General features: G+C 41.4%; 9 protein-coding genes. 5 read left to right on the top strand and 4 right to left on the bottom strand.

The annotated features are described in order from the left end of the window. Positions 1-645 precede the first annotated feature (645 nt). Entirely contained in the window at positions 646-1,329 is a 684-nt protein-coding gene (locus tag V7L07_RS07605) for a response regulator transcription factor (protein ID WP_335056495.1), read from the top strand. A 377-nt stretch (positions 1,330-1,706) separates the two neighbouring features. Here the strand turns inward: V7L07_RS07605 and V7L07_RS07600 are convergent, their stop codons facing one another. Then, positions 1,707-2,129, bottom strand: coding sequence for a lysozyme inhibitor LprI family protein (locus tag V7L07_RS07600; protein ID WP_335056493.1), 423 nt, complete (start codon positions 2,127-2,129; stop codon positions 1,707-1,709). Between the two features lie 726 nt (positions 2,130-2,855). On the opposite strand from V7L07_RS07600, the gene crtR reads away from it, so the two are divergent. Further along, on the top strand, positions 2,856-3,902 hold the full coding sequence (crtR, locus tag V7L07_RS07595; RefSeq protein ID WP_335056491.1) for a beta-carotene hydroxylase: 1,047 nt from the start codon (positions 2,856-2,858) through the stop codon (positions 3,900-3,902). Then, positions 3,895-4,017: a hypothetical protein gene (locus tag V7L07_RS07590; RefSeq protein WP_335056489.1), complete on the top strand. Its 123-nt coding sequence runs from the start codon at positions 3,895-3,897 to the stop codon at positions 4,015-4,017. The genes crtR and V7L07_RS07590 overlap by 8 nt, the downstream gene beginning before the upstream one ends. 58 nt (positions 4,018-4,075) lie before the next feature. On the opposite strand, the gene V7L07_RS07585 is transcribed toward V7L07_RS07590, so the two are convergent. Then, complete coding sequence (locus V7L07_RS07585) at positions 4,076-4,609, bottom strand: sterol desaturase family protein (RefSeq protein WP_335056487.1); 534 nt, start codon at positions 4,607-4,609, stop codon at positions 4,076-4,078. Positions 4,610-5,374: 765 nt separating this feature from the next. Between V7L07_RS07585 and V7L07_RS07580 the strand changes: the two genes are divergently transcribed. Further along, complete coding sequence (locus V7L07_RS07580) at positions 5,375-6,346, top strand: YegS/Rv2252/BmrU family lipid kinase (protein ID WP_335056485.1); 972 nt, start codon at positions 5,375-5,377, stop codon at positions 6,344-6,346. A 157-nt stretch (positions 6,347-6,503) separates the two neighbouring features. Then, entirely contained in the window at positions 6,504-8,057 is a 1,554-nt protein-coding gene (locus V7L07_RS07575) for a metallophosphoesterase family protein (protein ID WP_335056483.1), read from the top strand. Between the two features lie 514 nt (positions 8,058-8,571). Here V7L07_RS07575 and V7L07_RS07570 read toward each other — a convergent pair. Next, a complete protein-coding gene (locus V7L07_RS07570; RefSeq protein WP_335056481.1) occupies positions 8,572-11,706 on the bottom strand; it encodes an efflux RND transporter permease subunit in 3,135 nt (1,044 codons plus the stop codon). 86 nt (positions 11,707-11,792) lie between these two features. Further along, on the bottom strand, positions 11,793-12,773 hold the full coding sequence (locus tag V7L07_RS07565) for a HEAT repeat domain-containing protein (RefSeq protein ID WP_335056479.1): 981 nt from the start codon (positions 12,771-12,773) through the stop codon (positions 11,793-11,795). Positions 12,774-12,820 lie beyond the last annotated feature (47 nt).

The following is a 12,820-nucleotide window of genomic DNA, read 5'->3' as shown; positions in this document are numbered from 1 at the left end:
AAGGTGTAAATAAACTGGCTTTAACACGATAAAGAAAAACCTGTCGATGTTCGCCCATCCAAATTTTGTCAACTGGCTCAACGGAAATTAATGTACCTCCTAGAGCGGCTATACACTCGTTAAATCTCTCAACGCAAGAATAGTCTATAGTCTCAAATATAAAAAAATGGCCGGAGCAGATTAAATGGCGGCTTCTTATCCAACATTGGAGCTTCTTATGCGCTTGTGGCGGCAACATTATTTTGCTTCAAGTAACTTGATAAAAATGCAAAGTTTATATAGATTATTCAATCAATAAACTTCTTGGATAAATAAATTTTTGTCTAATTTAGAGGCGTTCCAGGTTAACAGAAAAATGCTTAATTGCTGATTCTGCCTTTTCTAAAATTTGAGTGAGTCTCTTTAAACAGGCTGATACCTAAAGGTGAACTTAGTTCAAAGTCCATTTGTTTGAAACATCTGAAGAAGGTTATTAGAAACCCATATAAAATATAAAGTTACATCTCAAAAGTAAGGAAATTACTCAGGAAATAGTAAAGAAATCGGAAAGAAGCAACCAAATCGAGAAATTGTTACTTTTTGCAATATTTTCTCAATGAGAATTTGCCGATTGTTTGAAATATAACCAAGTATCTTTAAAAAATTATGCGAATTCTTTTAGTTGAAGATGATTTACGCCTTGCCGAAACTTTAGCAGAAGCCCTGACAGATCAGCGTTATACGGTTGATGTGGTGACAGATGGCGAGGCAGGATGGAATCAAGCCAAAATGCTGGATTATGATTTGCTGCTGCTGGATGTAATGTTGCCAGAACTCGATGGAATTAGTTTATGTCATCGGTTGCGATCGCACAGCTATAGTATGCCTGTTCTTATGCTCACTGCTCGTGACACCGTTAGCGATAAAATTACCGGGCTTGATGCCGGAGCCGATGATTATGTCGTTAAACCCGTGGATTTACAAGAACTATTTGCCCGAATTCGCGCCTTGCTTCGTCGGGGTAATGTTTCATCGCCGCCGATTTTGAAATGGGGCAATCTGCACCTCAACCCCAGCACTTATGAAGTGAGCTATGGAAAAAATATGCTACATTTAACCCCAAAAGAGTACGGAATCTTAGAGTTACTGCTGCGAAATGGTCGTCGTGTCCTGAGTCGCAGCGTGATTATTGAACATATTTGGTCATTAGATTCTCCTCCAGAAGAACATGCTGTGAAGGTTCATCTGAGAAGCCTGCGTCAAAAGCTCAAAGCAGCCGGAGCTTTTGAAGATTTTATTGAAACAGTTCACGGTATAGGCTACCGTCTCAAGCAACTCGACCAATTATAGTCCTGCTCGTAACGGGAAGCAGCTATATAGGAATTCATTCAATATTGTGGGGTGGGCATCTTGCTATAGGTGTCAACTTAAGCTCAAACTCCTTTAAAACCTCGTTTCCAGCCGGAGGCTGGAAATGCAACTCAAAGGTGGCTCTGCCGCCAGTAAAGAGAGGCGGAGCCTCATAGACTTGCATTCCCAGTCGGAGACTGGGAACGAGGGAATCTAAAAGCTAGTTCTAGACTTGCTTTCACGTTAAGTTGACACCTATGGCATCTTGCCCGCCCAGTTTATATGCCTCTCGTGTCGCCCACCCCACAAGAGTTAATTGAATATTTTTTTATTTGTCAGTCCCTCTCGCTGCATAGCTATGCACCCTTACTTCACGCTTAAGCGTCGGGTTTGAGATATTCTCGTAATTGTTGGGTACGCAGTTTTGTGATATTTTCTAGACAACCAAAATAAATTGTGGGGGAAATACTTCCGCCCTCATATTTACTTGTCTCAAATTCACAATTATTATCTCGAAACTTAATCCATGCTTGCTGTGCAGTAATCAATTTTTGTTTTCTAGACCTTTCTAATGTAGATACCAATTGTTGATAAACTTGATTCAGTTTTTTATCTGCATTCTGATAAGATAACTTCGCACATTCATTAATTACTGCTTGAGTTTGAGCATTATTGCAGTTTAGCTTTTGAGCTAACTGCATGTTTGGTAAATTCAATGTTGTGTTTGCTGTTGTAACACTAGGAGTATATAAGCTGCTAAAAGCTAGTATATTTACTAGCAAGATTGATAGATAACGCATAGATTATTTCGTACTTAATGTTGATTTGTATACCGCGTAAGTCTTCATCTTGACTTTATCCCACCAAACTACATGAATTAGTTAATAAGTCAAGAATCTTAATTTGGGAGCATCCAAATTTTGCAAATATACATCTTGAATGGCTAGAAGCCGCAGCTAGAGGTAAAAATATCCCCAAGAGTATAAAACCTGTGGAGTTTTAGAGAATCTAAAGGGGGGGAAAGCGATCGCTAGTATATATACTTATAAATTTCCTAGAAAAAAGGATAAAATGTTTCTTTAAGCAAATAAAATATACATTTTGTTAGAAGTATGATATCTATGTTTAAAATACTTTCACATACCTCAGATTACGACAAAACTCTTGCGTTTATCATTCAAATAACTGTATTCTTTATATTGTTGAAAATTATTTTTCACAAAAGCAATAATACAGCATAATCTCAGCACATCGGAAAAGCATTGCCTTGGCAAATCGATAAATGTCGAGATCAAAGCAAAATATGTATACCGTTGTTGCTAGGATCACAAGTAAGTAGAAAGGAATTTAAAATTTTCTCTATCTGCTATTTCCTACAAGCCATATCTAATCTAGATATAGAAGAGTATTGGCTAAATTTTCAATCTTTTTATCTCTCTAATCGGGGCAAGAAATATATATATTCTGTGCTGGCTGAGTTTGGGATTTAAAGCCCATTTTATCAACGAATCACGACCAGGAAAATTATGACCTCTTTAGATCCTAATTTTTTTGACATCCCGGACAAAAGCCTAATCATCATCGACCCAGCCGTTGATGACTATAAAAAGCTAAATGGCAATAACTTGGAAGTCATTTTTAAAGACGTAGTAGATACAGAAATTAGAACGGTAACTTCAGAAGCACATAAGCTGCTGAAAGCTCCACCAAAGGAATTGTTAGCGCCTCCTGGTGATTTTAATCCGACGCTACTACTGTTCTTGGCATCTGTGACAGTGTTGGTGTTATCTAATTGTGGTTACTGGCTTTGGCAATGGCCAGACTGGTTGTGCTTTAGTTTTAACACGATTGCCTTGCATTGTTCTGGGACAGTAATTCATGATGCTTGTCACCAATCTGCTCACCGCAATCGAGTAATTAATGCCATTCTAGGGCATGGTAGCGCCCTGATGCTTGGATTTGTTTTCCCCGTGTTTACGCGAGTACATTTGCAGCATCACGCTCATGTCAACCATCCGAAAGATGACCCAGATCATTTTGTTTCTACAGGTGGTCCGTTGTGGCTAATTGCATTTCGATTTTTGTCCCATGAGGTGTTTTTCTTTCAACGGCGATTGTGGCGCAAATATGAGCTATGGGAATGGTTTATTAGCCGCTTGATTGTTGTTGCAATTGTTTATATCTCAATTCAATATCATTTTTTAATGTACGTTCTCAATTTTTGGGTTGTACCTTCTGGGATAGTGGGATTAATACTAGGTTTATTTTTTGATTATTTGCCCCATCGTCCTTTTGTTGAACGCGATCGCTGGAAAAATGCCCGCGTCTACCCTAACCCAATTCTTAATATCCTGATTTTAGGACAAAACTATCATTTGATCCATCACTTATGGACTTGTATTCCCTGGTACAAATATCAGTCTACATACTATTTGATGAAACCTCTGCTAGATGAAAAAGGCTGTTATCAAACTTCAGGCTTACTACAAAAAAAAGACTTTTTAGAGTTTATTTATGATATTTTTGTAGGAATTCGGTTTGCTCATCAAAAAACTAAAAATCAAGATGAATAGCAATGATAATCCCCAGCGATTAAAAGTTGCAGAAATCAGAATGAGCAACAAAAAACTTATAGAGACGGCGATTTATCGCGTCTCAAAACCCAAAATTGTTGCCAGTAGCCCTTAACATAAAACCCACCTATGCAGGTTATGAATGGCGTGGTAAACTTCGATTTATTAAGAAATCAAAACTCCATTGTGTGGGTTTCATTTTGATAATTAGGGTCTTCAGTACCCAGCAGTTTGTCCCAGAACGTAAAATACAAACCATAATGCACTTTATATTTACGATGATGTATTGAATGATGCCTAGAACCAATCAGCCATTTTCCAATCCAGTAACTCTTAGATGAAGAGGGAAATACCTCAAATCCAAGATGGGTAAATACTGCCCATGCTGTCATAGCTATCAGTGCAGCAACTAAGGTGATAAAATGTAGTGGAACTATGAAACTTACACCTACAAAGAAAAGTCCTTGTACAACCGCCTCTGGGAAGTCGAATGCAGAAGAACTCCAAGGGGTTGGCTCTCCTGAACGGTGGTGTCCATAATGCATCCATTTGAAAATTCGAGGATGGTGAAATACCCGATGGATGAAATAAAAGTAAGTATCCTGAAGAACGAGTACTGCAATAAAGCTAACTACTAAATACCACAGTCCGTACTTGTATAAGTCACTATATAACAGTGTTGCTCCCAAACTATACTCTGAGATCATAAACGCTCCACAAATAGCAAAAACTACTGCGGAGAGTACTGATAATTCGATATCTTTTTTAATAGAACAACTCATCAACGGCTTCAAATGCAAACTCCTGCTGGCAAGCGACTTTCCTAGAATTAAATAAAAGAGCAAGTATGCCCCCCCAGCAATTAGAAAGTATCGGGCAAGAGTGATACCGAAGAAGAAAAAGCAATAATACCAAAATGAGTGGTTTGTCAATTAGACCCATCCGTAATATTAATTTAGAGCAATGAAAATGCTGATTGTGTCCAATTGTTTTGGTCTTCGCTACCAAATATGGGCAATTTATGATTGAATTTGTTAATCGACAAAATCCACTGTTTATTTTACAACATCAAGTAGTTCAGCTAATATATGTTAAAGTTTATTAATTAAATTTAATCTAATTTTGTTGCATACATATAAGATTCTTGGTTAACTTCGATTTTAGTAAATAGCTTATTTTTCAACAAAGTTACAATTTATTTTAAGTAGTTAGTTTATATTGCAATATCGTTCAGTTAATCCCCGGAGAGAAGTTTGTAGATATCCAGGGTGTGTAGGTTGCATTGCGGAAATGCCAAAGGCGTGCAGTGGCAAGTTAAAGGTTCTCATTTTTCTTGGTGCATGATGCGATCGCACATCACCCTGAAGGCCAATATATCCAGAAAACTCCACCTCAAAAGGGAAGCTGAAAATTTACAGGAATGCTAAGAATAATTTGGTATCTTCATTAATGATCCAAGCTTGTAATACCTTATGAATCGTTCCGCCTGTCTCATCTTCAATCCTGTTGCGGGTCAGGGCGACCCAGATATAGAACTGGCAGAAATTCGGGCAATATTAGAGCCAGATATTGACCTAGATATTTATTTCACAACTGAAGAAATCGACGCTGACCAACTGGCATATCAAGCAGTAGAACGAGGGGTAGATGCAATCATTGCTTCGGGGGGAGATGGTACTCTTTCAGCGGCGGCGGCGGCTGTAGTGGGTACTGATATTCCATTTGGGATCATTTCTCGCGGCACAGCAAACGCTTTTGCCACAGCTTTAGGTATCCCTGACACGATCGCAGGTGCGTGTGAGACAATTTTGGAGGGAGGAACCCGCCATGTCGACGTAGCCTATTGTAACGATCGGCCAATGGTACTCTTAGCAGGTATTGGCTTTGAGGCTGAAACTGTAGAATTGGCAGACCGCGATGCCAAGAATCGCTTTGGGATAATGGCCTATATCTTGGCAGGAATCCAGCAATTGAGAAATTTACATAATTTTGATGTTGAAATTGAAACTGAAGACAAGATAGTTAAAACTAGTGCCTGTGCGGTAACAGTCGCAAATGCCGCGCCTGCCACCTCAGTTTTGGCTCAAGGGCCAGCAGGTCTGATTTATGATGATGGGTTATTAGATTTAACGATTGTAGCTCCAGCCAATAAAGCAGGAGCGATCGCTGCAACATTTCATCTATTTCAAACGGCTTCTACAGGTAACGCCACAGAACGGAATGATATTGGTTTCCTGCGAGCCAAACAATTTAAAATTACGACTGAACCACCACAAAAGGTTGTGTTAGATGGTGAAATAGTGGGCACAACACCAGTAGAAATTAAGTGTGTACCAGCAGGCTTAAGAATTTTTGTGCCATTAGTAGAAGAAGTTGAACCTACAGAAAAACTAGAAGGACTCCCTAATCTGACTATTGAGATGAAAGACACAGCAGAAGAATGAGGGAATTGGGCATTGAAAAGAGGCAGAGGGGCGGGGTGCAAGGGGGATGAAGAAAAATCTCCTCTTTCTCCTTTTTTCCCAATTTCCTCTTCTCCCTGCTCCCTTGCTTCTTCCTGGTTCCCTCATCTCTATGTAAAAAATTCAGGAGTAGATTGCATTGAAACTTGTATCCGATCCAGCGATCGCTAACAAAATTCGTAAAATGAATCAGCGGGTACGGTGGCAAGATCCGTTAATTGTGGAACGAAACATCGACCAAACTCGGCTGGTGTTGGAGGATGGTCAAACAGACAATAATTCTGAATTCTCATTTTTAGTTGTAGGTGATAGTGGTTCCGGCAAGCATCGGGGACACAATCCCCAGCGACAGGTGGCTGAACTCATGCTGCCTCATCACAACGAATCCCGTTTTATGCTGCATACCGGGGATGTGATGTATTTAGTGGGATCGAGTGAATACTATCAACAGAACTTCATCCAGCCTTACCAAGAGTTTCTTGTGGGTACAGAGCATTCCAAACAGGTTGCTTACGATCGGATGATTTTTAAGCTGCCCATTTTACCTGTACCGGGAAATCACGATTACTATAACTTGCCGATTCTATTGAGCTTGGCATCCTTAACAACATTACCCATTCGTCACCTGTTGCGATCGCGCTTAGACTTAGATGTGGGACTGCATGGCTCAGGAACCGGTGACGCTTACGCAAGGGCATTTCTGGACTATCTGAAGGCGTTTCAGCTTCCGGGAGAGTTAGCCAGCCACTTAGATAAATACTACACAGCCAAGACAGATACAGGTCGTTGTCTTTCATATCAGCCTGGGCAATTTACCCGTCTTCCCAATCGCTACTACACTTTTCGCTATAGCGGGATTGATTTTTTTGCCTTGGATTCTAATACATTTAACGATCCACCACCGCTACCTAAAACCAAAGAAGGTGACGCTAATCGCAAACTCTTAGAAAAACGCCGTGAAGATTTCGAGCAAGAAAAGTTGGAAATCATTGAAAATTCATCAAAACTTCGTCCCGAAAATCCCAGCGAAGCCGACCAATTAGATGACTTCCACGCCAAGATGTCACAAATTGAAGAACTGATTGTTGATATCGATAAACAATTAGCTACTAATAAAACAACGCTAACTGATATCGAACAATTAGACTGGCTTAAACAAAGATTAATTGCATCTTGGAATAATAGTGAAGTTCGGGGAAGGGTGATTTATTTCCATCATCCACCTTATGTAACTGAGGCGACAAAGTGGCAACAAGCACAAACTCTGATCGTTCGCGATCGCTTACGTGGTGTGTTGGATGCGGTAGCCAAAGAAATCGGTTCTCTAACTCAGGGGCGTCCCTTGGTAGATTTAGTATTAAACGGTCACGCACACTGCTTGGAACACATTGAGACAATGGATACAGGACACGCTGATTCTCATATCCACTGGATTGTTTGTGGCGGTAGTGGCTTTAGTTTGCGCCGCCAGCGAATTGAGGGAGCAGATTTGATGGAAGAAAATAGATTAGTGGCGCGATCGCATCTCTTCATTGGTCGCAGTGGTCAAGGTTCTCAGAAGCGACGACCTTATTCAGGTTTACGCATTGACGTTAAAGGCGATGGACAGCCTAAGTTTATTATCCGTCCTTTGATTGCCGAATGGTATCAGCGGCAATGGCATAATCGGGAACTTGAGCCGTTGATTATCTAGTAAGCTGTTGCTAATCCTCAATCCCTAATCGCTAGTTAAAGTTGGTATTATATAGGACTCCGATTTGATTTCTGAAAACATACTGAGACTGAAAAGCCTGTTTTATAAGGGTTTTATCTGAAATCTTGTTCAAAAATCAGATATGAGTCCTATAGTTGCTACCCAATACTTCTCGGTTAAGGGAAAAAGGGAAACGGGAAAGGGAAAAGAAAAAATCTTTACTCCTTACCCTTTAACCAAATGGCACTAAGAAAAGCCCAAGTAGCCTCGTTCCCAGCCTCCAGGCTGGGAATGTATTCCGAGAGGCTCCGCCTCTGGTCAAGAAAGAGGAGGCGGAGCCTCCCAGAATGGGTTCCTAGCCTGGAGGCTGGGAACCAGTCAGCACAAGGGCTGTATCTTAACTTAGTGCCATTCCCCTTTAACCTTTTCCCCAAACCCGATTCTGAGTTAAAAGTGCTTAACAGAGAAGTATTGCCTTGCCACCTTAAGATAAGTTTTTTAACCGGATATGATCTTAATTTTGGTTTCTGACTCCTGAATTCTTTTTCCAGAAAAAGCGGTAAAACTTCGGTTGTCCGAGCTTTTTCCGTAATGCCTCCATATAAATATAAAACACTGGAGTCAAATAGAGAGTCAATATCTGAGAAAACAGCAACCCACCAACGATCGCAATCCCCAAAGGACGACGCGCTTCGGAACCGACTCCTGTCCCCAAAGCAATGGGGAGTGTACCAATTAAAGCTGCCATCGTGGTCATCATAATCGGGCGGAAGCGAATCAAGCAAGCGGCATAGATGGCATCAAAGGAATTTTTTCCTTCCTTTCGCTGCGCTTCAATAGCGAAGTCCACCAGCATAATGCCATTTTTCTTGACAATGCCCACCAGCAGGATGATGCCGATAAAAGAGTAAAGATTTAAATCAACCTGGAAAATTAGCAGCGTCAGTAATGCACCAAAACCCGCCGAAGGTAAACCGGAAAGAATGGTGATTGGGTGAATGAAATCCTCATAGAGGATACCGAGAATTAGATAGATCACTAAAATGGATACCAACAACAGCGCCCCTAAATCATTGAAGGACTGCTGGAAGGTTTGGGCTGAACCCTGAAAGCTGGGGGTAATTGTTGATGGTAGCAACTCACTAGCTGCTTGCTTGATAGCATCTGTAGCCTGACTAAGAGACGTTCCTGGGAGGGTGTCAAAAGAGATAGTCGCAGAGGGGAGTTGAGCAACGTGAGTAACAGTGAGGGGGCCGACATTCTGGGTAATATTAGCGATGGCACTCAGAGGTACTTGTTTTCCCGTACTCGATTGCACATAGAGCATCGATAGGGCGCTGGGATCTCGCTGAAACTCCGGTTTCACTTCTAAGATTACATAAAATTGGTCATTTGGAGTATAGATAGTGGAAACCTGGCTGGAACCATAGGCAGCGCTGAGGGTTTGTTCAACTTGTTGGGCAGTAATCCCAAGAGTGGCGGCTTTGTTATGGTCAATTTGGACTTGAATTTGGGGAGTGCTGAGTTGTAAATCGCTGTCAACATCCCGGAGTCCTGGTAGGGTTTTGACTTTCTCTAGAAGTTTAGGAACATATTGGCGCAGGTCTTGTAAATTCAAGCTCTGCAAGGTGAACTGATAAGTAGAATTAGTTTGTTGACCACCGATAGGAATGGCTGGCGGAGAACGGAGGAATGTCTTAACCCCAACTACACGTCTTAATTTGGGGGTTAACTCTTGAATGATTTCGTCAGCACTGAGTTTACGTTGATCGCGTGGTTTGAGCCGAATTGTAATTCGCCCGGAGTTGACTGAGGCATTGGGCCCACTTGCACCCACAATCGAGTCAACGGCTTCAATATTGGGGTCTTGACGAATGATATCAACAACCTTTTGCTGGTGACGGCGCATATCATCAAAAGAAATATCTTGTGCCCCTTTGGTGTTGGCCATCAGTTGTCCGGTGTCTTCTGTAGGGATAAATCCTTTGGGAACGATGACGAACAGATAGACGGTCATTACCAGCAGAATGCCAGAACCAATCAATGTCATCAGGCGGTATTTTAAGATGGGCTTGAGCGTCCAATCATATCCCCGCAGTAGTAAATCAAATCCCCCTTCTAAAAATTGATAGAGCCGATTTGGTCTGTGCTGATGGGGTGAACTTAAGAAACGACTGCACAACATGGGGGTGAGACTAAGAGAAACAAAACCCGAAACCAAAATTGCCACTGCGATCGTCACGGCAAATTCATGAAATAATTTACCGATGATTCCACTCATAAACATGATGGGGATAAACACCGCCACCAGCGAGAGAGTCATTGACAAAATAGTGAAGCTGATTTCCCTCGATCCCTTTAATGCCGCGTCTAGGGGAGATTCGCCCATTTCCCGATAACGGACGATATTTTCCAACACCACGATCGCATCATCTACCACAAAACCCACGGAAAGGGTTAACGCCATTAATGAGAGGTTGTCTAGGGAGAAGCCCGATAGATACATCACCGCAAAAGTGCCAATGATCGCCACAGGTAGCGCCAAACTGGGAATCAGTGTCGCCGTGATGTCACGCAAGAATAAGAAAATCACCAAGACAACTAGACATACTGAGAGAACCAAGGTAAATTTTACATCGTTGACAGAGGCTCGGATAGTTTGGGAGCGATCGTACATAATCCCCATCTCAATGGATTTGGGAACTTGTTCGCGGAGTGTAGGTAAAAGTTCTTGGATGGCATCAACAATATTTACAGTGTTAGCACCCGGTTGCGGCTGCACGGCGAGAACAACAGAATGACGGTTTGTTACCTTGCGATCGCTATATAAATTGGAGACTTTGACGTTTTGTTCACTGTCAATTACCTGTCCCAAATCCTGGAGGCGCACGGTAGCACCATCCTTGTAAGTTACAATTAGCTGGCGATAGCCGGCAGCATCGGTGAGTTGACCGTTCGCCTGAATCGTATAATTTTTGTAAGTGTCAGAGAGACTACCGGTTGGCAAGTTGACATTTCCCTGTTGAATTGCAGTTTTTACCTGACTTAGACCAATTCCCCGCGATGCCAACTCTCGCGGGTCAACTTGGACGCGGACTGCATATTGCTGTTGACCAAAAACCTGTACCTGAGCAACACCATCAATCATTGAGATGGGTTGACCAACTGTTACCTCTGCGTATTCATCTACTGTCGAGATTGGCTGTGTCTCAGAATACATATAGAGGTAGATAACCGGTGAGACAGATGGATTGACTTTGCGGTAGGTAGGCGGGTGAGGCATTCCGGCGGGCAGTTGTCCGGCTGCGGCTGAGATGGCTGCCTGGACATCTTTGGCGGCATCTTCCACTCTGCGGCTAAAGTCAAATTGTAGAGAGATATTGGTGCTGCCTGTGGAACTGGTGGAATTGAATGAATTGAGTCCGGCAATTTCGGTAAACTGTCTTTCTAAGGGTGCGGCCACCGAAGATGCCATTGTTTCCGGGGTAGCACCAGGAAGACTAGCAGAGACAGATATAAAAGGATATTCAACGTTGGGTAGGGCACTGATGGGTAACAGTAGATAACTCATGAGACCGAAAATGAGGATACCCATCATTACCAAGGTGGTCATGACTGGACGACGAATGAAGAGTTCTGAAAGGTTCATGAGTTTTGTTCTCCCAGAAATGTGGTAGCGATCGCTAAATATAATTTCAACGTGAATTTGATCAATCTGTAATAGGTGCAAAAAGCCTATCTTTGATTTCTAAACATATCTAACGCCTCCTTCACTGCTTCTTTAACAACTGGATCTGGATCTTCTAAAAGCTGCGATACAAACTCCACAGCCTCAAATGCTTTGATTTTTCCTAAAGCAAAGGCCGACCGACTCCGAACCCATTTGCTAGGGTGTTGAAGTCCTTGAATTAATGCATCTACTGCTCGAAGTTCTTCGAGTACTAATACTACAGAAAAGCCGGAATCATATTTTTCGTCTTGCAGCAGATTCAGAAGAGTATTAACTACTTTATTTTTCAGATTATTTGGGGGAATTTCTATTCCATAGCTATTGCTCATATATAGGTCGTTATAAAGTAGTTCTACGGTTTGCCAAGAGGAATCTTCAGGAAATATTTTCAGAAATCTTTCGAGAGCTAAGTCTGTAATTTGTGAGTTGTATTTTCGATATGCAGCAGCATACTTTTTCTCGTCTTTCTCTATGTAACCTTTGCCATCGATAAATAATCCCCCAGTCTCATAAGATTCTGCTAGAGTCAACATCATGGCTGTTAAATTGGTGTATCGCAGTGAAATTTCTACAATTTCGGAGATATGAATTACAGGAGAAGTTGTTTGTTCATCATCTGTCGCGACAACTGCTAAAAACTCGATATCTGACATACAGACTGGCAAGACAGGTTTACCTGCATACTTATACATCAGGGCTATTTCTTCATATTCCTCTTCCCAAGTTTGAGCTTCTGACACTGCTGACTCTAAACTTAGAAGAAACATAGGATAAAATATCCAATCATCTGCACAGTTATCCATTGGGTATCCATTTGACCATTCATAAATTTCTCGAACTTCTTGGGATACTTGAAAAGATAGGGTACTCAACACATTATCTATTTCTAATGGACTTAAACCTGATGCCAATGATGCAATCTTTACTGGATGATTTTCTTGAAACCAGTAATGAATTCTATCTAATGCATTTTTAATCTCTGACATAAGTGTTTAATTCATAATTTAGAAAATCAGATTGAGTCTTGGTTTTT

The organism is Nostoc sp. (assembly GCF_036916985.1).
GTDB lineage: Bacteria > Cyanobacteriota > Cyanobacteriia > Cyanobacteriales > Nostocaceae > Nostoc.
This window is presented reverse-complemented; position numbering and strand designations above follow the sequence as displayed.